This window comes from Flavobacterium johnsoniae UW101 (genome assembly GCF_000016645.1).
GTDB lineage: Bacteria > Bacteroidota > Bacteroidia > Flavobacteriales > Flavobacteriaceae > Flavobacterium > Flavobacterium johnsoniae.
In genome coordinates this window covers 2,682,277-2,705,567 of sequence record NC_009441.1, presented here as the reverse complement: position 1 = coordinate 2,705,567, position 23,291 = coordinate 2,682,277, and the positions used below count along the sequence as shown (strand labels likewise).

General features: G+C 31.7%; 21 protein-coding genes. 9 read left to right on the top strand and 12 right to left on the bottom strand.

The annotated features are described in order from the left end of the window. Nucleotides 1–83: 83 nt before the first annotated feature. Together FJOH_RS11705 and FJOH_RS11700 are read right to left on the bottom strand one after the other, a co-directional pair. Nucleotides 84–947 (bottom strand): PhzF family phenazine biosynthesis protein, encoded by an 864-nt coding sequence (locus FJOH_RS11705; RefSeq protein ID WP_012024314.1) that lies wholly within the window; start codon nt 945–947, stop codon nt 84–86. Between the two features lie 84 nt (nt 948–1,031). Then, entirely contained in the window at nt 1,032–4,046 is a 3,015-nt protein-coding gene (locus FJOH_RS11700) for a tetratricopeptide repeat protein (protein WP_012024313.1), read from the bottom strand. A gap of 308 nt (nt 4,047–4,354) precedes the next feature. Here FJOH_RS11700 and FJOH_RS11695 point away from each other — a divergent pair, with 308 nt between their 5' ends. Both FJOH_RS11695 and FJOH_RS11690 read left to right on the top strand, forming a co-directional pair. Beyond that, nucleotides 4,355–5,038, top strand: coding sequence for a cell division ATP-binding protein FtsE (locus FJOH_RS11695; protein ID WP_044048293.1), 684 nt, complete (start codon nt 4,355–4,357; stop codon nt 5,036–5,038). Further along, nucleotides 5,038–5,919, top strand: a complete 882-nt coding sequence (locus FJOH_RS11690) for a glycosyltransferase family 2 protein (RefSeq protein ID WP_012024311.1) — start codon at nt 5,038–5,040, stop codon at nt 5,917–5,919. The genes FJOH_RS11695 and FJOH_RS11690 overlap by 1 nt, the downstream gene beginning before the upstream one ends. Here the strand turns inward: FJOH_RS11690 and FJOH_RS11685 are convergent. Both FJOH_RS11685 and FJOH_RS11680 read right to left on the bottom strand, forming a co-directional pair. Beyond that, a complete protein-coding gene (locus FJOH_RS11685; protein ID WP_012024310.1) occupies nt 5,916–7,007 on the bottom strand; it encodes a glycosyltransferase family 4 protein in 1,092 nt (363 codons plus the stop codon). The two genes, FJOH_RS11690 and FJOH_RS11685, sit on opposite strands and share 4 nt — an antisense overlap. Further along, nucleotides 7,004–7,396: a sugar 3,4-ketoisomerase gene (locus FJOH_RS11680; protein ID WP_012024309.1), complete on the bottom strand. Its 393-nt coding sequence runs from the start codon at nt 7,394–7,396 to the stop codon at nt 7,004–7,006. Before FJOH_RS11680 ends, FJOH_RS11685 begins: the two co-directional genes overlap by 4 nt. Nucleotides 7,397–7,485: 89 nt before the next feature. Here FJOH_RS11680 and FJOH_RS11675 point away from each other — a divergent pair, with 89 nt between their 5' ends. Continuing rightward, on the top strand, nt 7,486–8,391 hold the full coding sequence (locus FJOH_RS11675) for a glycosyltransferase family 2 protein (RefSeq protein ID WP_012024308.1): 906 nt from the start codon (nt 7,486–7,488) through the stop codon (nt 8,389–8,391). Here FJOH_RS11675 and FJOH_RS11670 read toward each other — a convergent pair. The 8 genes from FJOH_RS11670 to FJOH_RS11635 all read right to left on the bottom strand — a co-directional run bounded on the left by FJOH_RS11670 (nt 8,388) and on the right by FJOH_RS11635 (nt 17,141). Next, nucleotides 8,388–9,851, bottom strand: coding sequence for a lipopolysaccharide biosynthesis protein (locus tag FJOH_RS11670; protein ID WP_012024307.1), 1,464 nt, complete (start codon nt 9,849–9,851; stop codon nt 8,388–8,390). The genes FJOH_RS11675 and FJOH_RS11670 overlap by 4 nt on opposite strands. Before the next feature lie 13 nt (nt 9,852–9,864). After that, on the bottom strand, nt 9,865–11,220 hold the full coding sequence (locus FJOH_RS11665; RefSeq protein WP_012024306.1) for a bifunctional cytidylyltransferase/SDR family oxidoreductase: 1,356 nt from the start codon (nt 11,218–11,220) through the stop codon (nt 9,865–9,867). Nucleotides 11,221–11,243: 23 nt separating this feature from the next. Further along, complete coding sequence (locus FJOH_RS11660) at nt 11,244–12,560, bottom strand: CDP-glycerol--glycerophosphate glycerophosphotransferase (protein ID WP_012024305.1); 1,317 nt, start codon at nt 12,558–12,560, stop codon at nt 11,244–11,246. A gap of 15 nt (nt 12,561–12,575) precedes the next feature. Next, nucleotides 12,576–13,676, bottom strand: coding sequence for a DegT/DnrJ/EryC1/StrS family aminotransferase (locus FJOH_RS11655; protein ID WP_012024304.1), 1,101 nt, complete (start codon nt 13,674–13,676; stop codon nt 12,576–12,578). 12 nt (nt 13,677–13,688) lie between these two features. Beyond that, entirely contained in the window at nt 13,689–14,666 is a 978-nt protein-coding gene (locus FJOH_RS11650) for a GNAT family N-acetyltransferase (RefSeq protein ID WP_012024303.1), read from the bottom strand. Nucleotides 14,667–14,751: 85 nt separating this feature from the next. Further along, entirely contained in the window at nt 14,752–15,354 is a 603-nt protein-coding gene (locus FJOH_RS11645) for a trimeric intracellular cation channel family protein (protein WP_012024302.1), read from the bottom strand. 86 nt (nt 15,355–15,440) lie between these two features. Next, nucleotides 15,441–16,280 carry a hypothetical protein gene (locus tag FJOH_RS11640; RefSeq protein ID WP_012024301.1) on the bottom strand — a complete coding sequence of 280 codons (840 nt, stop codon included), beginning with the start codon at nt 16,278–16,280 and terminating at the stop codon, nt 15,441–15,443. A gap of 117 nt (nt 16,281–16,397) precedes the next feature. After that, the gene (locus FJOH_RS11635) at nt 16,398–17,141 is read right to left on the bottom strand and encodes an RDD family protein (protein ID WP_012024300.1); all 744 of its coding nucleotides are present in this window, start codon (nt 17,139–17,141) and stop codon (nt 16,398–16,400) included. Between the two features lie 20 nt (nt 17,142–17,161). Between FJOH_RS11635 and FJOH_RS11630 the strand changes: the two genes are divergently transcribed. The 6 genes from FJOH_RS11630 (at nt 17,162) to FJOH_RS11605 (ending at nt 23,238) form a co-directional block, all read left to right on the top strand. Beyond that, a complete protein-coding gene (locus FJOH_RS11630; protein WP_012024299.1) occupies nt 17,162–18,136 on the top strand; it encodes a stage II sporulation protein M in 975 nt (324 codons plus the stop codon). A gap of 18 nt (nt 18,137–18,154) precedes the next feature. Further along, entirely contained in the window at nt 18,155–18,922 is a 768-nt protein-coding gene (locus FJOH_RS11625) for a hypothetical protein (RefSeq protein ID WP_012024298.1), read from the top strand. After that, the gene (locus FJOH_RS11620) at nt 18,922–20,127 is read left to right on the top strand and encodes a DUF4350 domain-containing protein (RefSeq protein ID WP_012024297.1); all 1,206 of its coding nucleotides are present in this window, start codon (nt 18,922–18,924) and stop codon (nt 20,125–20,127) included. The genes FJOH_RS11625 and FJOH_RS11620 overlap by 1 nt, the downstream gene beginning before the upstream one ends. Nucleotides 20,128–20,162: 35 nt before the next feature. After that, the gene (locus FJOH_RS11615) at nt 20,163–21,176 is read left to right on the top strand and encodes an AAA family ATPase (RefSeq protein ID WP_012024296.1); all 1,014 of its coding nucleotides are present in this window, start codon (nt 20,163–20,165) and stop codon (nt 21,174–21,176) included. A 96-nt stretch (nt 21,177–21,272) separates the two neighbouring features. Next, nucleotides 21,273–21,884, top strand: a complete 612-nt coding sequence (locus FJOH_RS11610; protein ID WP_012024295.1) for a DUF3828 domain-containing protein — start codon at nt 21,273–21,275, stop codon at nt 21,882–21,884. A 22-nt stretch (nt 21,885–21,906) separates the two neighbouring features. After that, the gene (locus FJOH_RS11605; protein WP_044047690.1) at nt 21,907–23,238 is read left to right on the top strand and encodes a DUF58 domain-containing protein; all 1,332 of its coding nucleotides are present in this window, start codon (nt 21,907–21,909) and stop codon (nt 23,236–23,238) included. Nucleotides 23,239–23,291: the final 53 nt, after the last annotated feature.

Below are 23,291 nucleotides of genomic sequence, written 5' to 3'. Positions count from 1 at the left end.
GACTTCTCTTTTATTTCTAATTTTCTCTATATATTTTTATTCTATTTTCTAAAATCTTTACTCTTGCTTCTATTCTCTATAAATCAAGCTTCCCACTCTCCTTTGGCAACAAACTGTGCTTTTCCTCCAATATTTATATCATAATTGGTATCGGTTAATTTTCCTTTGAAATAGATTTCAGATGGACGGCCAATATAATCTCCCTGATAATTTACAATTTCAATTTCAGCCAAATGATTCTTTAGCAATGAAGCCTGTAAACAAGTACTTGCACTTCCTGTTGCTGCATCTTCCATCAACTGATTATGCTGCACATATAAAAGTCGGCTAAATACTTTTGAACCTTCTAAATAATAAAAGTATAAACCTCTGTGATCTGTTTTACAATGATTTTTCATCCATTGATCGGCTTTATCTTTATCTAAAACTAAATTTTCCAATGCTTTTTTACTGCTCAGCGGCACAAGTACAAACGCACTTCCGGTTGTAACTTCCTGAATTGGAAATTGATTTTCAAAATCACTTACCTGCAGATTACTAAAAGATGTAAAATCAACTTTTGAGAAAACATCCCAAAATTTAGGCTGTGCTGCTTTGAGCCAAATCAAATCTTCTGTTTTTTGAATGGCAATTGGCCCAATCGGAACTTCCAGTTTAATTTCTGAAGGCGAATTATCAAAAATCTTGTTCATCAAAACCCACGAAGTGCCAATTATTGGATGACCAGCAAACTGCATTTCCTGAGCTGGTGTAAATATTCTAATCTCAGCTTTATTATTTTCTCTGTCAAGTTTGGTTACAAATGTGCTTTCGGCAAAATTAATCTCACGTGCAATCTGCTGCATTTGTTCCGAACTCAAATTTTGGGCTTCTAAAAATACCGCCAGCTGATTTCCGGCATATTTTTTATCGGCAAAAACATCAACTATATAAAAAGGTAAACTCATTTTTCTTATTTTTTTCTTCTTAGAGAATCAGGAGGAAATAGACAAGACATTTATAAAATCTTGCTTCTTCTCTCTAAAATTATCTTATTTATTAATTGATGAATTTGTTTTAGACTCTTCTAATTTAATCGCACTTAACTCTTTTTTAGCTTCATCAACCACATCCGGATAATCTGTAAAGTTGTTAATCACGTTATCTAAAATATAAGTTGCCTGATAGCTGTCTTTTAAACCGTAGAAGTTTTTCGCCATTAAAACCAAACCTTTTGCTCCGTAATATTTGTAAGCAGAATAACTTTTGGCCAGTTTTTGAACCGCAGTATTTGATGCTTCAAATTTCCCTTCTTTTGTTTTAAAGTAAGCATCATAATACAATGCTTCGGCTGCTAATTCTCCTTTTGAAGTTGTAGACAATTTTGCATACGCTGCTTTAGCTTTGTCTTCTTCTCCTGTTTGAATAGCCGCACGTGCTACAATAATTTGTGCATCGGCTTTTACGTTGGCATCAGATTTAGGATTTGCTAATACTTTTTCAGCCGCAATTACTGATTTATCATAGTCTTTTTTATCATAATAACATTTCATCAGGTTAGCCTGAGCAAAGTTTTTATTTTGAGGATAATCTGCTTCACTTTCTAAACGAACTAAAACCGGAATTGCTTTATCACAATCTTTTGCTTTTAAATAAATCTGAGCCAGTCTGTTTAGCGCCTGCTCTGTAAATTCACTTCTTGGCTGTTCGATTACATATTGGTAATTAGAAACTGATTTAGTTTCAGAACCTTCTGCATAATATAATTGTGCTAAGTAAAAATTAGCTTCTAAAGCGTGTAAACCAGCAGGGAATTTGCTTATATAACCTGCAAAACCTGTAATTGCAGCTTTGCTGTTGCTTTGGCTGTATTGTTTAAACGCAGCATCGTAAGTATCATTATCGAGTTCTGCATCTGTAACCGAAACGAAATCTAAAGTTTTAACCCATGATGCATATTCATCTACTCTTCCTGAATCAACATAAATTAATCTGGCTGTAGAAACAGCTTCAAGAGCTTCCGGCGTTTTTGGGAACTCAGCCGCTACTTTTTTGAATTTTGCCAATGCCTGTTCGTCACGATCTGAATTGTAATAAATCAAACCTTGTTTTAAGATTGATTTTGAGGTAAACGAACCATTTTTGTATTCTGAAATTAACTGATCGTAAGTTTTGATCGCTAAATCATTCTTTTTATCAGCTACATACGTATTTCCTAATTCAAATAAAACATCATCGCGGTATTCTGATTTTTTATACATTTTCAGGAAATTGTTCAACTCACTGATTTTCTGATCATTTTTAGACATAAAACCGTATGAAAGTGCTTTTTGAAACTGAGCATAATCAGCATCGACACTTTTTCCGTCCATTGCTTTTCCATACGCTTCCATTGCCTGTGTGTATTTAGAATTCACAAAACGTGAATCTCCTAAACGCAGGTACGAATCATTTAAACGTACTTTATCTTCTTTATTATTGTCAATCTGTGCCTGAAATGAATTAGCAGCCTGATCGTATTCTTTCAATTTAAAATACGTGTAACCAATATTGTAATTGATGTTTTTGTATTCGTCTGTAGATTTTGCAGCCGGAAGTCCCGCAAATTGTTTGTAGGTCAGCAATGCATTCTGCATATCGTCATTAAGATATTCCGTTTCAGCTTTCCAGAATGTAGCGCGTGCAGTAAATTCAGGCGTTTTTTGTTCGCTTGCAGCACTTTTAAACATTTTTCCGGCTTCAGTATAATTCAATTCATTGTACAATTCAACTCCTCTATAAAAAAGTACTTTTTGATACGCCGCTTTATTTTCGGCAGTTCTGTTTTTTTCTAATAATGCTAAAGCTTCTTTGTAGTTTTTAGTCGAAATATAAGAGTCAACTAAAAGTTTTTCTACTTCTGCCCTGTTTGAATTGTTTGGATATTTTTTTAAGAAATCAAGTAAAATTCCCGGAACGGTTTGATATGCGTTTCCAATATCATAACTCACTTTAGCATAATTTAAAGCAGCATCTTCCTGAATTTGTGCATTAAAATCCATTTCTGATGCATTCTTAAATGCATTTAAAGCTTCTTGTTTTTTACCTGTATTTAAATAACTTAAACCTAAATGATAATAGGCATTTTGAGCTACGAAATCTTTTCCTTCAATAATTTTATTGAATTGAGAAATCGCTTTTTCGTAATTTTTCTGCTCGTAATACGCATAACCTAACTGATAGAAATCGGTATTATTCCATTTTCCCTTTTTTCCTGCGTACTGCTCTAAATACGGAATTGCTTTATCGTATTGTTTTAAATTAAAATAACTTTCACCAATAATTTTATTCAATTCTGATTTTTCCATTTCATTTGATTTCGCCATCGCTTTTTGGCCTAAATCAATTGCTTTTTGGAAATTTCCTAATTTAAAATTCATATCAGCCTGATAGTACGAAAGTTTCTCTTTGTATTTTTCTTCGCCCGAAACCTCATCAAAATACTTCGTTGCTTCTTTGTAATCGTCGCCTTCATACGCCATAAATCCTAAATAATATTTGGCCTGCGAACCGTATTCTGGAGAGTTTACGACTTTATTAAAATACGTTGTGGCTTCTTTTTTCTTTTTAGCATTAAAATAACTGTATCCTTTCTGGAAATTAAATTTATCCGATTCTTTTTTACTCATGTAGCTTTCATCTACTTTGTCAAACCACTGCAAAGCTTTTGGATAATTTCCTTGCTCAAAGAAATACTGTGCCACTTCAATGTATGCCTGATTTTGTTTGGTGCTTGTTGGGTAATCTTCTACGAATTTTTCCATCAAAGCATCGGCATTTGCCTGATTGGTTCTAATTGCACAATTTGCGATATAATAAGCACAGTCTGATTTTACTTCTTCAGTTGCTGCGTTATTTTTTACATACTCAAAAATATGTTGTGCCGAAGCGTATTGTTTGTCATTATATAAAGCCAGTGCTTTGTCAAAATCCTTTAATTCGTAAGTATAAATAGCTGATTTTTGTGCCGAAGCTATAGTCGAAGTAAGGATAATTTGGAATAAAAAGAACCAGGAAAGTCTATGCATTTTAGTTATATTTAATATTCAAATTTATCATTTTATACCGTTTATAACGAAACGTTTCTTGAATTTATTATGAACAAAAATGCAATTACAGACATTTAGGCGCATTATGAAAAATAAATCTGAGCTTTATAACCAGCATAAGTTATTATAAGCGAGGAGCTTTTAACAGATCTGTTAAAATGAATATCTATTGCCTTTATCATTTAAATTTTCATTCCTTTTTCTAGAATTTTTCTTAAGAAATGATTGAAATTTATTTTGAATCCAATCGTTATCTTATTACTTTTACCATTCAAATCAATTTTATTATGTCACAAACCGTACTATCTCTTAAAGAAGTCACTATATATCAAGAAGGAAGAAAAATTTTATCTCATATTAATTTGGATGTTCAACATGGTGAATTTATCTACATCATCGGGAAAACAGGTTCCGGAAAAAGCAGCTTCTTAAAAACTTTGTACGCTGATCTGCCTTTAACTGAAGGTGAAGCTCATATTGTTGACTTTGATTTGGCAACTTTAAAAGAAAAAGATATTCCGTACCTGAGACGTAAAATTGGTATTGTTTTCCAGGATTTCAAATTACTTCCGGACCGTTCTATTAAAGACAATATGCTTTTTGTTCTTAAAGCGACCGGATGGGTTGAAAAAGAAGCAATGGAATATAAAATTGATGAAGTTTTGGATAAAGTTGGAATGAAAGATTTCCTAAACAAAATGCCTCACCAGCTTTCTGGCGGTGAACAGCAGCGTGTTGCCATTGCAAGAGCTTTGCTTAACGATCCTGAATTTATCCTTGCCGATGAACCAACAGGAAACCTTGATCCGCAGACAAGTTCTGAGGTTTTAGAGGTTTTAAAAACGATCAATGCCAATGGTAAAACTATTATCATGGCGACTCACGATTATGCTTTGTTGATGAAATTCCCATCGAAAACATTAAAATGTGAAGATGAAAGAATTTTTGAAGTAGTGCAAAGAAGCGTGTAATGCTTTCTATTTTAATTCCGGTTTTTAATTATGAGGCATTTTCATTAGTTGAAAAACTGCATAATCAAGCCGTGGAATTAAACATAATGTTTGAAATCATTTGTCTGGATGACGCTTCGAATCTTTTTACAAATGAAAATCAACAAATTAATCAATTCCAAAACTGTTCATTTGTTATTTTAGAAAAAAACATCGGACGCAGTGCTATTCGGAATCTGCTGGCAGAAAAAGCTGTTTACGAGAATTTATTGTTTCTTGATGCTGATACATTTCCTGTAAATGAAAATTTCATTTCAAAATATATTTCTCAGATTGACGACAGCGAAAAAATAGTATACGGAGGTATTTTATACGAAAGTTCAAAACCATCCAAAAATGAACTTTTACGATGGATTTATGGCACAAAAAGGGAAGCTTTAAATGTTTTTGACCGAGAAAAAAATCCATATCTTTCTTTCTTGACTTTGAATTTTTTAATCAAAAAAAGTATTTTTTCAAAGGTCAGTTTCAATGAAAACATTCCAAATCTCAGACATGAAGATACTTTGTTTTCGTATGAATTAAAACAGAAACAAATCGAAATAGTTCATATCGAAAATCCTGTTTTTCATTTAGGAATTGAAGACAGTAAAACTTTTTTAAGAAAATCTGAAGAAGCCGTTTTAGGCTTAAAAAATCTAGTCGATTCAAATTTTATTTCTGCAGATTATGTGAAATTGTCACATTATTTTCAAATTATAAAAAAATATCATCTTACTGCTTTAACTGCTTTTGGTTTTAGAGTTTTCAAATCTTTATTTGTAAAACAGCTCTTTAGCAAAAACCCTTCTCTTTTGCTTTTTGATCTTTATCGTTTGGGGTATTATTGCAGTATAAACTAAGACTTTGTTATTGATTCAAACAAGGACTTCCATTGATGCATTATGGAATCCAAATTATATTTTTGAACACTTTGTTGTGCTTCCAAGCCCATATTAATTCTCAAATTGCGATTTTTTATTAAAAGATTTAATTTTTCAACAAAAGAATCTTTATTTCCATCTTCTATCAAAAATCCGTTTTTATTATTTTGTATAATTGTTCTTGGACCAATAGGACAATCATAAGCAACAGAAGGCAGACCACAAGCCATCCCTTCAATTAAAACCATCGGCTGCGCTTCGTTTCTGGAAGTCATAACCAATATTGATGCGGTTTTATATTTTTCGGCAATATCTTTTACCGGATCTAAAAATTTGGTATTTTTTTCAATCTTTAATTTTTTTGCCAAGTTTAAAAATTGTAAATCTTCGCTTGGTTTACCATAAATTTCCAATTGCCAGTCAGGATGTTTTTCAGAAATTAATTGCCATATTTCCAATAACCTGTCGATTCCTTTCTCATAAGAATGTCTTGCTACGGCAATAATTTTTTTTGATTCCAGATCAGAAAAAGATCTTGTTTCTATCCATAAAGGATTAGAAATTACAATTCCGTTTTTGACCGACCATTCGTTAAGGCTTTCTTGTGATAATGCAGTAAAATACAAAAATTGCGAAGCACAATAATTTCGGTATTTGTACTTAAGGTTATTAATAAAACCAAAAAAGCGAGACTCTTTATATTCATTAAATTTAGAACCATGCGCTTCAAAAATGATAGGAATTTGGGTTTTAATAAACAGAGGAATTGAAAACGATTTTAAAGCAAAATCACAAACAATAATACAATCGGGCTGTATTTTTTTGATGTGTTCCAGCAGTGCTTTTTTATAATGAAGTAAATTGAATATCTTATTACTTTTTAGTATAATATCATGAAATTCTATCTTTTCATTAAACTCAAAAAACAGATCATCATTCCCTCCATTTTGAGTAATAATACAAACCTCATAATTAAACTTTTCGATTAAATAATTGGTTTTTATTGAAAGTACTCTCTGTACTCCTCCTTCTTCATTTGCCCTTTGTGTTATGTAGAGTAATTTCATTTTTTTGATTTCAAAAAATCATTATAATCCCTTAAATAATCATCTTCATCAAAAATTTCCGAAGCTAAAACGAGACAAACTGCTCCAGATGAAAAATTTTCAAGTTCGCGCCATATATTATTTTCGATCAGCAAACCTTTATCTGGTTTATTTAAAGTAATTGTTGTTTCAGTTTTACCATCTTTTAAAACCACATCAAAACTTCCTGAAATTGCAATTAAGATTTGCTGCAGTTTTTTATGAGAGTGCCCTCCTCTTTTAGAAGAACTTGGAATATCATATAAATAATAAACTCTTTTTATTTCAAAAGGGATTGTACCATTTTCAATTACCGCAATATTACCTAGTATGTTTTCAACTTTTGGAAAATCAATCAAAATTATATTCATAAACTTATTTCAATTTTACATTTTTTGTTAGGCACTATAATTATTGATTTGTTATTTTCGTATCAAATATATAACTCTTTAAAAACAATATGCAAAATAAATTATTAGTTACAGTTATTTGCCTTTGTTATAATCATGAAAATTTTGTTCTTGAGAGTTTACATTCGGTACTCAACCAAGATTATCAGCATATTGAATTAATAGTCGTAGATGACTGCAGCACAGATAACTCTAAAAAAACTATTGAGAAATGGCTTTTAGATTACCCAAATATTCAATTTATCTTTAATAATACCAATTTAGGAAATACTAATTCCTTTAACAAAGCCCTTAAATCAGCTAAAGGGAATTATATAATAGATCTTGCTGCAGATGATGTTTTAGTTCCTGATTGTATTTCACAACAAATAAAAACTTTTAGAGAAAGCTCTTTTAAAAATCTTGGAGTTGTTTATGGAAATACAGAATTGATTAAGGAAAATGGCGAGTTTAGTTCTTATTTTTTTCCTGTAGATGATAATCTTAAAACTATCGAAAAAAGGCAGACTGGCAACATTTATTTGAGCGTCATTTCTGGTGGAAACAGTATTTGTTCAGTTTCTTCAATGGCTAAAAAATCAGTCTATGATTCGTTAAATGGCTATAACGAAATACTTGCTTATGAGGATTTGGACTTCTGGATAAGATCATCACGGTTGTATGAATTTGAGTATATCGACAAAATCTTAGTAAAAAAAAGAATCTCAAATAACTCATTGACTGATAATTTTTACAACAATAGTAAAGCACGATTTAAAAAAATCAATTTGTCTACCTATCTGATTTTAAAAAAAGCTATTAAACTAAACCAGACTAAAAAAGAAGATTTTGGTATACAAAAAAGAGTACATCACGAAATAGTTCATACTTTTAAAATAAAAGCTTATGGATTACTTTTCAAAAATATTGGTTTGCGATTTTGGTTATTCTGGAGAACAAATTTTAAAAAATACTAAATATCTTCTTTTATTGTTTTTCTTCTCAAACTCAAAAATAGTTCCCAGCCTTCTTTTAATTCTTCCAATTTTAGCAGTCTGCATATAAACAAATAACTTACAAGCCCAATTATCCCGCCAAATAACAACTGAATTACTAAATTATCTATAAAATAGGCTGTTACATATACTAAAACTGCCATTGCTATTGATGCTCCAAAAAAAGGAAGCATATCTTTTAATTGCTTCACAGCTCCATAACCATAAAATTTTCCGGGTAAATAGGCATTTATTACAAATGATAGAGCCGATGTAATTACATGCCCAATTATGATGGCTTTGACACCTAACGGAATTGTGATTATCATTGCTGCCACTGTTAGAGGTAATTTGGATAAATCGACTTTTAAGTATAAATCTGAACGGCCAACTGCATTTAATAAGTTCATATTAATTGCACTCATAGGAAAAAAAATACGGGCAAAAACCATCCATTGTAAAAGCGGAATTAAAGAAACCCATTTTTCGGTAAGCAGCAATACAACAATTGGTTTTGCCAGCAAAGCAATAAGTGTCATTAACGGAATAATCAAAAAAGCTGACATGCGAATCATTCGGCTGTAGATGGAAACTAATCTTTCTCTATCATTTTGAACTGTAGTAAGAACAGGAAATGTTGCCTGCTGAATTATGCTAACAATTGTTCCGGCTGATAAATCGGCAAAACTTTTAGCTCTTGTATAATAACCTAATGAAGCTGTTGGATAAAATTTCCCTAAACAAATATTATAAACATTATTTAATAATTGAGCATACAAACCTGCCATTAAAAGTTTTGATCCGTAGCCAAATAAAGATTTAAAAGATTTCTTTGAAAATAATACTGAAGGGTTCCAGCTGCTTAAAAACCACAAACAAACTGACGAAACAAAAGCGCCAACAAGACTTTGAATAACCAGCGACCAGACTCCGCAATTATTTATTGCTGCCACAATACCGCATAACCCGCCTGCAAATACTGATATTACATTACTTTTTGCAATGGATTTGAAATCGACAGCAATTGTCAGTTTCGTTTTTTGAACTATCGCTGCAGCATTCAAAAACAAACTTAAACCCAATACTCGTACTAGGTTTATTAATTGAGGCTGATTAAAAAAAACAGCTATTAATGGTGCAGAAAAAAACAGTAATAAATAGAAAAAACCACTTACTGCTAAATTAAAGACAAATACAGTCGAGAAATCAACATCTGTTCTGTCCTGACGCTGAATTAAACCTACTCCTAAACCGCTTTCAATAAAAGTTTGTGACAAGGCCATAAAAATAGCCAGCATTCCTATCAGACCAAAATCCTCTGGCAGTAAAATTCGCGCAAGTACAATACTAACTACAAATTGCCCAATCTGAACGGCAAATTTATCAACCGCAGACCAAAAAATGCCTTTCGCAGCTAGTGTTTTTAGAGAGGAGTTTTGCATTTATCTTTTAGCTTTAAAGTCGCACATCTACCACCTGCCCTGTATTATTTGACAAGAGAGTCTGAATACATCTTAAAGCAACTGTTTCGGGTTTTAATAATGTATCTTCAGGCTCGTTACCAAAATTTTGTATTCGCATTGGAGTCTGCGTCCGCTCCGGATTCATACAATTTACCTTAATGCCTAATGTTTCCCATTCTTGCGATACAGCCTGTACAAAATTAACTGCAGCGGCTTTACTCGAAGAATAAATACTGTAAAATGCCCTGCCTCTGGTATAAGAACTAGAAGTGAAAAATAAAATATGTCCTTTTGATGCTTTTAAATACGGAAGTGACGCAAGCGCAACATTAACCATTCCGGTATAGTTCACATTTATTGAATTTAGAATGTATTCATAATTCATGGTTTCCAAAGGTTCTTTGTGTAAAACTCCGGCCGTATTAATTACAAAATCAATTTGATGTTCGATTTCAAAAACTTTTTCTAAAGCTTTTTTGACTAATTCAATATTAGAAACATCAACATTATTTTCGCTTCGGGAAAAACTATAAACCTTAACTCCATTTTGTTCTGCCAGGTCTACAATACTTTTTCCTATTCCGTAAGAACCGCCAAAAACAACCATAACTTTATCAGACAGAATTTCCTTTGATAATTTTATATCCTGAATCTCAACCGATCGCAATTGAAATAGTTTATCTAATAAATAAGTATCTTCAGGATAAGTCAATTTCATATTAACCTCTTCTCCGTTTACTACATAAATATCTTCCTGAGGCAGATATTTTTTAACCACGCCGCAATCATCAGTCGCTTTAAAATTTTCATCTTTTAATGCGAACTCATAGGCTTTTGCGATAATTTCCTGTTTAAAACCTTGAGGAGTTTGTCCTCTTCGCATTTTTATTCGTTCAGGAATAGCTGTTATAATATCATTTTCAACTTCAATAATAGTATCTGCTGAATTTATAGCAACATCAACTGCTTTATAATGGCTCAAAGCTTTTACAACGTCATTAATAATCCGCTGGCTTATTAAAGGACGGGCCGCATCGTGAAAAATTAAATTAGCATCTTTAAATTCATCATAAGATTTTATAGCAGCAAGACTTGACTGATATCGTTCTTCGCCCCCTATTAAAACTCGTTTTACTTTTTTCCACTCATTTTTAATAATCATATCTTCTGCCATAAAAAGATAATGTTTATTAATTACAATGGCTGTCTCATCAATAAATTCATTTTTTTCAAATGCATCAACAGCATGTTCAATAATCATCTTACCGGCAACTTTAAAAAATTGCTTAGGCAGCGATTTCTCTAATCGTATTCCTATTCCTCCTGCTAATATGACAGCTATGTTCATGTATTGTGTTTGTTGATTCAAAATTACCCAAAAATCTGAGTTTCCAGATAATTCATAATGTTTTGAGATGCCGTTAAATTATTCTTTTGTATTAAATTTTGATAAACAAAGTCATTGCGTTTCTCTTTCATCCGGTCATTTCCTTTCAACACTACATTTTCGATAAAATCAATTAATTCTTCTTTTGTTCTGGATTGATAATGTGCTTCGACAGCTTTTTCTCCAAACTCACTCCACTCTTTCATAACGTCTTCAGTTCTTATCATGAAAAGAGCAGGTTTTCCGGTAATGAGATATTCTGCCATAAAAGAACCGCAGTCATGAATGAGCGCATCTGATGTTAAAAACAAATCGCCATAATCTGCATTTTCAAACTGACCATTTTCAAGGTTTGTCCATTCAGCATAATAAGCATCTGTTTTTTCTTTTCCCCAATTTGGATCATTTTCTAATTTAATTCTTAACAGCGGATGCGGTTTAAAAGCTATTTGCAATTGCTCTTTGTAAACAGCTGCTAATTCTAAAAATACATCAAAATACTCCAAAAAATTAGATACTTTATTGAGTTCGTGCATGGAATGATGCGGTGCCCAGATTATTTTCTTTAAAGCGACATTCTGATTTTTCCAAACTCCATTATTCGGTTTTTTATTTATCAAAAGCTGATCGAATCCCGGATATCCGGTTACTACATTATTAATCCCTTTATTTTTTTGTTTTTGAGATGCTATGTTTTTATGAATCGGTGTTTCCGAAAAAATCCGCCAGACAAGATTATGAAATTTTGAATTATAAAATGTTTCATAATTTGTAGTCATGATAGCATACGGCACATAACAAGTCAAAGTATTTGAAAACTCTTTGATATAATATCTATCATCGACCAAACCTTCATACGGATTGGTAAAAAAAATAATATCTGGTGAAAATGTATTTTTAATGTCTAAATATTCTCCTGTAACATCATCATAGGTTTTTATAACATCATAACCTTTCTTTTTAAATGCTTCAAAAGATTTATTCATCTCAAAAAGCATATTTTCATGACCAAAATTTACAACAGGACAAACAAATAATGCTGGTTCAAATTTGGGATGCTGTACCATTAAATCGAATAAAACATCGTATTTCCAAACCGATTCATGAATCAGGAAAAAGGCAACTTTTATTTTTTCTTTTTTTCTAACAATTTCAAGCGCTTTTTGATGTTTTTTGGGTGCTTGTTTAATTTGATACAAATTTAAAAGCGCTCTCAGCTTTGTAAAATTATAAACTCTGATAAGCGAAATCCATATTGTTTCAGGAACGTATTTTTTAAGTGTTAATTTTAATTTTTTCATTTTATCAAATTAAAATTAATACCTATTTAAAACTTCCACAATAAAATCAACTTCTTGATCTTCCAGAACCGGGCTCATAGGCAGACTTAAAATTTCGTTATGAATTTTCTCTGTTATAGGAAAAGACAAAGTATTCCATTCTGGAAAAGCATTTTGTTTGTGCGGAGGAACCGGATAATGAATAACAGTTTGAATATTATTTTGAGCTAAATAATTCTGTAAATCATCTCTGTTTTTTGTTCGAATAACAAACAAATGAAAAACATGATTATTAGAAAAATCCCAATTAGGAAGTATAATTTTTTCGTTTTTTATTTCAGCTGAATATCGTTTTGCAATGTTTCTTCTTTTCTGATTATCGGCGTCTAAATTGGGTAATTTTAGGTTTAAGAAACCCGCCTGTAATTCATCTAATCTCGAATTTACACCAACATAATCATTATAATATTTTTTTTGGGATCCATAATTGCGAAGTGAAAAAAGCATTTTTGCCAATTCAGCATCATTTGTTGTTACAGCTCCTCCATCGCCCAGACAGCCTAAATTTTTCCCCGGATAAAAACTGTATGCAGATGCTGATTTTGAATTATTAATTGTTGATTGTTGATTGTTAATTGCTCCATGAGATTGTGCACAATCTTCTACAACAACAAGATTATGTTTTTGTGCAATTTCATTTATTTTCTCCATTTCAGCTAATTGTCCGTATAAATGAACGGCTAAAATGGCTTTTGTTTTTGATGTGATTTTTTCGGGAATTAAATCCGGATTTATATTGTAGGTTTCTAATCTTGGTTCAACCAAAACAGGAATCAAATCGGCTTGCAGAATGGCCAGAATACTGGCAATATAAGTATTTGCCGGAACTATAACTTCATCACCTTTTTTGAGTATTCCGAGTTCGATATAGCCTTTAAAAATTAAAACCAAAGCATCAAAACCATTCCCTACTCCAATACAATATTCAGAGTGGCAATATTCAGCGAAAGCCTTTTCAAAATTTTCAACTTCATTTCCTAAAATATACCAGCCGTTGTCTAAAACCGTTTTCAGTTTTTCCTGAAAAGCAGTTTCGTATGGCTGATTTATTTTTTTTAGATCCAGAAATGAAATCATTGGTTTTGGTTTTTAGACAAAAATACCATTTAACTTAGTATAATTTGAAGTTTCGATTTCATAAAAATCATGAATTATCGTGCCTGCTCCAAAACTTTCTTTCCAATACGTTAATCCTTCGTTTAGATTTTTCCCTTGATTTTCATTCGAAATTCCGAAATCAAAAAACCGTTTATGTACAAATCTTTCCTGAATTAAATACTGAAAAAGGAAATCTAAACTTCCTAAATCTTCTATATTCGGATTTTTAGAAATGTACTGGCAATGTGCTGTCGTTTCGGTTTCAAAAACTGTGGTTCCGCCCACAATTTTATCTTCAAAATAAACATTAAATTGATGAATATTTTCTGGAAAAAGAGACTGAAGATGGTTCATTTCTTCTATCGAATGAACTGGTTTTGCATTGTGCTTATTATCTAAATTTGGTATTAAAACCTCATTCCAAAACAATTCAAAACCCGCTTCTTCTTTAATGATAAGTTTATTTAAAAGTGCTTTTTTTACGCCCCTTTTTCTAATTTTTGAAATTGATTTCTCCTGTGCTAAATCAATAACCGAAAGTGAATCTCTGCGAGTTAGTTTTGCATGTGCCAGAAACAAAGTATACAAAATCTCGTCAGATGGTTTAAGATGATAAATTGACGGGATAGTTTTTAAATATAATTTCTCAAAACTATTTTTATTTAAAAACGATAAAACAGTTTGAAAAATCTCGATAACAGCAGTTTGTTTTGTTTCATCTTTATAAACCAATCCGCCATACGTAAGTCCTTGATGAGAATAAACCGTGTTTCCATTTTTGTTTGCCGGCAAAATGGCTCGCAGTTTTTCTTCTTCAAAAATTAAAAGTGAAAAATCCTCAAAACGATCTTTATGATATTCCATAAAATTACGATGAAATAAAAACGTTGCATTTTTGGCCTGACTAACAAAGTCATTCCAAATTTTGTAATCGTTTTGATCGTATTTTTTTACAGTAAGGTTTTTCATTTTTCTGTCGCAGATTTTACGGTTACAATGATTTAAAAAAACTATTTAATCCGTTTAATCTGTGGCTAATATATCTAATTAAATTCTATTTATGTTCAAAAGCACGCAGATACCATTTGTATTTTACTGCCAGTAAGCGAATAGAAATTATTACAATCGAAGTTACTAAATACAATATATCGTCTTCTAAATTTAGTTTACGAAGTCCAAAAAATACAATGCCTCCAAAAATGCATATCGTAGCATAAATTTCTCTTCTAAAAACAGTTGGAATCTCATTGCACAAAATATCTCGTGTCACTCCTCCAAAACAAGCCGTCATGGTTCCTAAGGCAATACATATAACGGGATGCAGTCCTGTTAAAAGACCTCTTTCCAGACCTATCAAAGTAAAAACTCCCAACCCAATGGTGTCAAACAAAAATAATGAAGTTCTGAGTTTATCAAACTTTTTTCTAAAAATAATAGCCAGAAAAAAACCTAAAATAATCACATAAACATATTGAAGGTTCATCATCCAGCCTACCGGAGTTCTGCCAATTAAAACATCGCGGAGTGTTCCGCCTCCTACAGCCGTAACAAAAGCAATTATAAAAACCCCAAACGGATCGAGTCTTTTATGCATTGCTGTTAAAGCACCAGACATGGCAAAGGCCATTGTACCAATAATATCTAATAAATGAAACATTTTTTCTTAAGTTACAAAGATGCAAAGGTGCAGAGATTTTAGTATTTCTCCTATTTTTTTAGTGGTATTCTACTTCAAGTATTTATTTATCTTTTAACGTAAATAGGGCTTCTTTTTAATAAATAGGTAATAGAATCCATCCAGATGTCTTTTACTGCCAGAAAAGGTTTTCGGGTTTGTGAATAAATTTTTGTGGTGTTTTTATACATATCAAAATAAACAGTGTAATAATAGTAAACCTGTGTATTTGCGGTTGTAGTCGAAACATCGTTGGTTTTTACTTTCTTATTATTGTCGCTCACTTTTGCATTTCCTGAATTGTAAGTAGTCGAAGTCGTGCCAGAATTCATGGTATACGAAACTTTGGCAGCGACAATATTATCAACGCCCAGTATTTTTTCCAGATCTTCAATTGGCGTTTCATCAATATTAGTATGATCAATTCCGGCTTTATGAAGCAGACTGTTGGTTGTTCTTAAATCCTGAACTGTTAACGGTAAAATATTAGACGATTTATCTATCAGCTTATTATAAAGATCATTTTGAGCAAACTTTGCCATATCTTCTGAACTTTCCTGATTGTCTGCATTTAAATAAGGAACGGGAAGCACTGCAATTGTATTCTGCTTTATTTCTGATGCTGTAACAACAGCCGAAGAATCACTATTTCCCTGACTTACATCAAAAGTCTGCGAGCGTCCGCTGGCAAAATCAATTCTGGCTATCTGCGAAACATCAAGAGAAATTGTAAGAGTTTCTCCAGGAAGAGAATATTCTACAGTTTTATCAGATATTTTAGAAATGGTTCCTTCAATAATCTGATAATCTCTTTTTATAATTTTATCCAGCTTTTTTCCGCCTTGAGCAAAAGCAAAAACAGAAACAAATAACATCAATAATACGGCAGTCAGCTTTTTAATTATCATAGTATTTAAATTTTAGTTTCCTTATGTTGGTTTTATAAAATCAAGTTTGTTAAAATTATAAAATTTAAATGATAATCACGTTAAGAAAAACACATACAGCGTTTTAACTGCATAAAATTACATATACTGCGTATAGAAATTGTAATCTTTTAAAACTACACGAATAAAATCAGAGTTATTTCCGGATTGATTTTTAATTCCGGCAACACTTTCAATTTTAGCTACCAGTTTGTAAATGATTTCATGATCGTTTTTTGCCACGGCTCTATGAAATGTTTCTTTAATAATTCGCATATCATTATCTGATAATTTAATTACCAAAGGATAAGTCGGCACATAAGCATCGCCAATTTCTTCTAAGATAGTATGACTAATATTGATTTTGTTTTTCAGAGTAATTACTGCTGTTCCCGCCACCATATCGCCTAAACGCTGCGCTTTTTTACTTGAAATAATCGTAACTAAAGCAACAAGACCGTAAAAAGAACTAAAGTCGATTATTCTAAAAAACCATCGCATTAAATAATCGCCAAAACCTGCCTGATATCCGTCTATTTTTACGACTTTTATCTTTACAAGTTTTTTACCAAATGACTGACCTTCAAAAATGCTTTCCAGAGTTAATGAGTAAATCATCCATGGAATAAAAAGTACAATAAAAACCGCGGCTCTGGACCAGGTATCTAAACTATCCAGCGCCTGGCCAAGGTTCAGCCAGCTGAAAACAATTAATAAAACAACGATTACATAGGAAATTTTAATGCCCAAATCTATGAAATAAGCACCCATACGTTCGCCCGGCGTTGCAGCAATAAAATTTATTTTAACATTTTGTGTCGTATTAATAGATAATTCTGACATATTTCATATTTTAGCCCTCAATGAGAGAAGTTGCATTTATAAAACAAAATAAAGAAAAATGGCTGGAATTTGAGCTAGCTATTTTTGGTAAAGCTAAGAAAAATCCTGACGAATTAGCTAATTTGTACATTCAATTAATGAATGATTTGTCGTACGCACAAACCTATTATCCTAAAAGTAAGACAGTTGTCTACTTAAATCATCTTGCATCGCAGATTTACCAAAAAATTTATAAAACCAAACGCACCGAAAAAAACAGAATTGTTGAATTCTTTAAAACCGAAGTGCCTTTATTACTCTACGATTACAAAAGATATCTGCTGTATGCTTTTGTCTTGTTTTTTTTCACCGTTGCCATGGGCGTGGTTTCTGCGCGTTATGATCAAAACTTTGTTCGTTTAATATTGGGTGATGAATACGTTAATATGTCTTTGGAAAATATCAAAAAAGGAAATCCAATGGCAGTTTACGGATCAGGATCAAACTGGGGAAGTTTTATCGGCATTACCATGAATAACCTTTATGTGGGAGCAAGATGTTATTTATACGGCATTTTTGGCGGTATTGGAACGTTTTATATTTTTCTTCAAAACTCGTTAATGCTTGGGTCTTTTCAGTATTTCTTTTATGAACAAAATGTTTTCTGGCAAAGCGTCCGCGGTATTTGGATTCACGGTTCTATGGAAATTTTTGCTATTGTAATCGAATCTGCTGCCGGATTTATTTTAGGAGCTTCAATCTTGTTTCCTAAAACCTTTTCGAGAATGAATTCGTTTAAAATTGGTTTTAAAAACAGTTTTAAAATATTCTTAAGCACTTTTCCTTTTACAATCAGTGCAGGATTTCTCGAAGGTTTTATTACAAGATATTCAATCGATATGCCCAATTGGTTAAGCAGCTCCATTATATTAGTTACGCTTGGAATAATTTCATTTTATTACTTAGTTTATCCGTTTATTGTTCATAAGAAAATCCAAAAAATAACAGCCAAATAGAATTAATACAAACCAGTAATGAATAGAATTTTCTTTATTTTATATTTTCTTTTCTTTTTCGGTATTACAAACGCACAGGATTCTTTGCTGACGGAAGAACCTCCAAAAATTGATTCAGTTAAGTTTACCGAAAAAGATATTCAAATTGATTCTGAATCAGTTGAAGCAAAATATTTCCCGAAAAACTTCCAAAAAAAATACACTGATTCTGATTTTGTTTACGAACAAAAAGCACCAGAAAAAAATCTTTGGGACCGTTTTAAAGACTGGATTGCTAGTTTGTTAAGAAAACTTTTTTCTTTTAACGATCCGCAGACTTCCTTAAATGTTGCAGTAATGTTGCTTCGCATAATTGGCGTAGCGGTTATTATTGTCGTAATTTATTTAATTGTAAAAGCCATTATCAATAAAGAAGGACAATGGATTTTTGGCAAAAACGCTAATAAAAGAAACGTTTATTACTCTGATCTTGAAAAAAACATCCATCTTTTAGATTTTGAAAAATTAATCAAAGAAAGTCTTGAAGCCGGAGAAAAACGTACTGCTGTGCGATACTATTATTTATGGCTTTTAAAAACAATGGCACAGCACAATTATATTGAATGGGATATCGAAAAAACAAATTCAGATTATTTATACGAAATTCAAAATCCTAAACACAAAGAAGAGTTTACCTACCTATCTTACCTATACAATTATATCTGGTATGGCGAATTTGAAATTGATGATACTACATTCAATAAAACCGAGAATAGATTTAAGAATGCATTAAAAACCTTTAGCTGATGAGTAAAAACATTAAAATATACATAGCTGTTTTGGTTTTTATATTAATCTTAATTCTAATTGGAGATTACAACAAACAAAAAACAATCGACTGGCGTCCAACCTACTCTGTCAATGACAAAATTCCTTATGGGTTATATGTTTTTGACAAAGAAATTGGCGGTATTCTTAAAAATCAAAAAATTGAAAGAATTCCAGATATTACGCCGTATGAGTTTTTAGATTCAAAATATAATGAAGACACACTTGTTGAAACTTATACTGTAAAAGGAACTTTTATCAATATTTCGCAGCAAAATAATCTTGACGATCAGTCGGCAAAAGAAATCATGTATTTTGTGTCGCACGGAAATAATGCTTTTTTGAGCATGACAAATTTCCCTAAAACATTATTAGACAGTTTAAAATTTGAATATTCGTCTAACTTACTCCAGACCAAAGATGCTTCGGTATGGATGGCAAACAAAAAACTGAGTTCAAAAATATACAAATCGACAAGTGACATAGCCGATTATTTTTCTAAAATCGACACCTTAAACACAACCGTTTTAGGCTACGAAGGAAATCCTAAGTACAAAAAAAATATCAACTTTATAAAAGTGCCTTATAAAAACGGATATTTCTTTTTACATACAAATCCTGTTGCTTTTACAAATTATAATCTGCTCAAAAAAGACCGTTATCAATATACGGAAAAGGTATTGTCTTATATTCCTAAAGGAGATGTTTTTTGGTACACAAAATCGCCAAATGATGAAAATATATCAGCTTCGCCGCTTCGATACATTTTCAGCCAGCCGGCTTTAAAATGGGCTTGGTATTTATTCCTAATTGGAATGTTTGTTTTTATTTTGTTCAACGCCAAAAGAAAACAGCGAATTGTTCCTATTTTACAGCCATTGTCTAATTTAACAATCGATTTTACCAAAACAATTGGAAACCTGTATTATCAGGAAGGCGATCACAAAAATATAATTGATAAAAAAATCATTTATTTCTTAGAAAGAATCAGAACTGAATATTTAATCGACACCACAAAATTAGATGACGAGTTTGTAAAAAAACTGCAGCATAAAACCGGTAAAGACGAAAAAGATATTCAGGAACTTGTACTTTTAATCAACGAATATCGAAATAGTTATCATGGAAATATCGAAGCGGATCTAATCCGAATTAATAATGCCATAGAAAAGATTTTACATTAAAAAACAGAATACTCAATTAGAAAAACATACCAAACATGGACGATATCAATACATCACAAACAGAAATCACAAATGAAAATGTGAATTTTGAAACACGATTAAATTTAGCACCTCTTTTAGATCACGTTAATGCGATTAAAAAAGAAATCGAAACCGTAATTGTTGGCCAGCATAAAATGGTCGACCAGCTTTTGGTTGCTATTTTATCAAACGGACACGTTTTATTAGAAGGTGTTCCGGGAGTTGCTAAAACTATTACGGCAAAACTGCTTTCTAAAACTTTAAATATTGGCTTCAGCCGAATTCAGTTTACACCAGATTTAATGCCTTCGGATATTTTAGGAACTTCTATCTTCAACCTGAAAACTTCAGAATTTGAGTTTAAAAAAGGGCCAATCTTTTCTAATTTAATTTTAATTGATGAGATCAACCGTGCTCCGGCAAAAACTCAGGCAGCCCTTTTTGAAGTTATGGAAGAGCGCCAGATTACAATTGACGGATCTGGATATAAATTAGAAACTCCGTTTTTGGTAATTGCAACCCAAAACCCAATTGAGCAGGAAGGAACTTATCGTTTACCAGAAGCTCAATTAGACCGTTTCTTGTTTAAAATTACAATTGATTACCCAAAACTAGACGAAGAAATCCTGATTATCCAAAGAGAACATTTATTACAGGATCATGGCAAATTAGAAGCGATTAAAACTATTCTATCTGCCTCAGAAATAAATCAATACCAAACTTTAATCAAACAAATTAGAGTTGAGCAGAATTTATTAGAATATATTGCACGAATTGTAGTCAACACACGCGAAAATGCCTTTTTATATTTAGGAGCTTCACCTCGTGCTTCAATCGCAATTTTGAATGCATCAAAAGGTTTCGCAGCCATTCGCGGACGTGATTTCGTAACGCCTGAAGATATTAAAGAAGCTGCAATCCCTGTTTTGCAACACCGTGTTATCGTTACTCCAGAACGTGAAATGGAAGGGATAACAAGCTCAGAAATTATCAAACAAATTATTGAAACGGTTGAAATACCTAGATAATTATTAGTATTCAGTTTTCAGTCGCAGTTTACAGTTTAGCACTGTGACTGAAAACTGAGACCGAAAACTGAGACCGAGACTGAAAACTAAAAAATAATGAACATCAATAAACTACTTTTCCTATTCTCACTTTGGATTCTGGCGGTCAGCTTTAAGCCTGCAGACTCTGTTGATTTAAAAAATGATAAAAATTTTTATTTCAAAACTGACAAACAAGAAATTGAAAGCTTAATTAGAAAAGCTTATCAATGGATTGAAACAAAAAACAATAACACTGATTTTGATCCAGTTACAAATAAAAAAGGAGATAAATACACCGGATTAGATTTAACAGCACATAAAAAAAGAATGGAAGCGCTGAAGAAAACGAATTTCTTCTCACAGCAGTTTTTAGACAATTACAATAAAATTGCACTAAAACTTGACACCAATCTTAAAAATAAAAAAATAGAATGGCTTGTAGGCGATCTGCCTCCTTTTGGAAATGATTCAAATCCGTGGTGCAGCTGTCAGGATTACCCGGATGAATATTGGAAAACAATGGCAGTTAATAACCTGAAAGTAGATAACAATAAAGCTTCTTTTTATTGGACCTGGTCTTGGAAAGGTGATTTTAAATACAAAACCACTGTTGTAAAAGAAAACGGAGTTTGGAAAATTGCTTCTCTTGAAGGTTTTAATTTTGATGAATTCACTAAAATTTATTAGTAAAACATAAAACCAAGAAAACTTGAAATTAATAAAAAGTTTATACCTCAATAATTTCTTCTTCTATTTGCTTTTAGGCATTATAGGATTATTTATCTGTGCTTTTATATTTCCAAATCTGTACAATGCCGTTTGGTTTATTCTTTTAGTTTTATTGACATTTCTGGGACTTGATATTCTAATTTTATATTTCACAAAAACAGGAATTGAAGCAGAACGAATTACTCCCGAAAAACTTTCAAATGGAGATTTAAATCCCATAAATGTTCAAATCAAAAATCATTATACTTTTCCAATTTTGGTTAAGATAATTGATGAAATTCCGTTTCAGTTTCAGGTTCGTGATTTTAAAATTGTAAAAAAAATACAAGCCTCAGACCAAAAAGAATTTGGTTATGACCTTCGTCCTACAGAACGCGGTGAATATCATTTTGGCTATTTAAATATTTATGTTTCATCTCCGTTACGATTAATTTCGAGAAGATTTTCTTTTGCAAAAGATCAAATGGTGCCAGCATATCCATCTTATATTCAGTTAAGAAAATACGATTTACTGGCCTTTTCGAATAATTTGTTTCAATACGGAATCAAAAAAATCCGCCGAATTGGACATACAATGGAATTTGAACAGATTAAAGAATATGTTCAGGGCGACGATCTTAGAACTTTAAACTGGAAAGCCACAGCAAAGAAAAATGCTTTAATGGTCAATCAGTTTCAGGACGAAAAATCACAGTCAGTTTATATGGCAATTGATAAAGGACGCGTTATGCAAATGCCTTTTAACGGTTTAAGTTTATTAGATTATGCAATAAACTCAACTTTAGTTTTATCAAATGTAATTCTGAAAAAACAAGATAAAGCCGGACTTTTCTCTTTCTCTAAAAAAGTAGAAAACAGAGTTTTTGCCGAAAGAAGAGGTTCGCAGATGCAAAAAATTCTTGAAACTTTATACAACGTTAAAACCGACTTTTTTGAAAGTGACTACAGCCGATTGTATGTTGATATTAAGAAAAACATCAACCAAAGAAGTTTAATTATCCTGTACACCAATTTTGAAACAATGGACGGTTTAAATCGTCAATTACCTTATTTAAAAGGAATTGCTAAAAGTCATTTATTGGTTGTTGTCTTTTTCCAGAATACAGAATTAAATGCTATTATCAACAAAAAAACCGATACGATTCAGGAAGTTTATGATAAAGTAATAGCTGAAAAATTCATGTTTGAAAAACGATTAATTGCAAATGAATTAAAGAAATACGGAATCCATTCGGTTTTAACGCAGCCTGAGAATTTAACTTTAGATGCCATTAATAAATATTTGGAAATTAAATCGAGAGGAATTTTGTAAATCATTTATTTCTTCCAAAAATCATCAATCAAAAATCATCAATCAAAATCAAA

Coding starts and splice junctions, on each gene's coding strand:
- FJOH_RS11705 (WP_012024314.1), bottom strand. CDS start 947: ATGAGTTTACCTTTTTATATAGTTGATGTTTTTGCCGATAAAAAATAT.
- FJOH_RS11700 (WP_012024313.1), bottom strand. CDS start 4,046: ATGCATAGACTTTCCTGGTTCTTTTTATTCCAAATTATCCTTACTTCG.
- FJOH_RS11695 (WP_044048293.1), top strand. CDS start 4,355: ATGTCACAAACCGTACTATCTCTTAAAGAAGTCACTATATATCAAGAA.
- FJOH_RS11690 (WP_012024311.1), top strand. CDS start 5,038: ATGCTTTCTATTTTAATTCCGGTTTTTAATTATGAGGCATTTTCATTA.
- FJOH_RS11685 (WP_012024310.1), bottom strand. CDS start 7,007: ATGAAATTACTCTACATAACACAAAGGGCAAATGAAGAAGGAGGAGTA.
- FJOH_RS11680 (WP_012024309.1), bottom strand. CDS start 7,396: ATGAATATAATTTTGATTGATTTTCCAAAAGTTGAAAACATACTAGGT.
- FJOH_RS11675 (WP_012024308.1), top strand. CDS start 7,486: ATGCAAAATAAATTATTAGTTACAGTTATTTGCCTTTGTTATAATCAT.
- FJOH_RS11670 (WP_012024307.1), bottom strand. CDS start 9,851: ATGCAAAACTCCTCTCTAAAAACACTAGCTGCGAAAGGCATTTTTTGG.
- FJOH_RS11665 (WP_012024306.1), bottom strand. CDS start 11,220: ATGAACATAGCTGTCATATTAGCAGGAGGAATAGGAATACGATTAGAG.
- FJOH_RS11660 (WP_012024305.1), bottom strand. CDS start 12,560: ATGAAAAAATTAAAATTAACACTTAAAAAATACGTTCCTGAAACAATA.
- FJOH_RS11655 (WP_012024304.1), bottom strand. CDS start 13,676: ATGATTTCATTTCTGGATCTAAAAAAAATAAATCAGCCATACGAAACT.
- FJOH_RS11650 (WP_012024303.1), bottom strand. CDS start 14,666: ATGAAAAACCTTACTGTAAAAAAATACGATCAAAACGATTACAAAATT.
- FJOH_RS11645 (WP_012024302.1), bottom strand. CDS start 15,354: ATGTTTCATTTATTAGATATTATTGGTACAATGGCCTTTGCCATGTCT.
- FJOH_RS11640 (WP_012024301.1), bottom strand. CDS start 16,280: ATGATAATTAAAAAGCTGACTGCCGTATTATTGATGTTATTTGTTTCT.
- FJOH_RS11635 (WP_012024300.1), bottom strand. CDS start 17,141: ATGTCAGAATTATCTATTAATACGACACAAAATGTTAAAATAAATTTT.
- FJOH_RS11630 (WP_012024299.1), top strand. CDS start 17,162: ATGAGAGAAGTTGCATTTATAAAACAAAATAAAGAAAAATGGCTGGAA.
- FJOH_RS11625 (WP_012024298.1), top strand. CDS start 18,155: ATGAATAGAATTTTCTTTATTTTATATTTTCTTTTCTTTTTCGGTATT.
- FJOH_RS11620 (WP_012024297.1), top strand. CDS start 18,922: ATGAGTAAAAACATTAAAATATACATAGCTGTTTTGGTTTTTATATTA.
- FJOH_RS11615 (WP_012024296.1), top strand. CDS start 20,163: ATGGACGATATCAATACATCACAAACAGAAATCACAAATGAAAATGTG.
- FJOH_RS11610 (WP_012024295.1), top strand. CDS start 21,273: ATGAACATCAATAAACTACTTTTCCTATTCTCACTTTGGATTCTGGCG.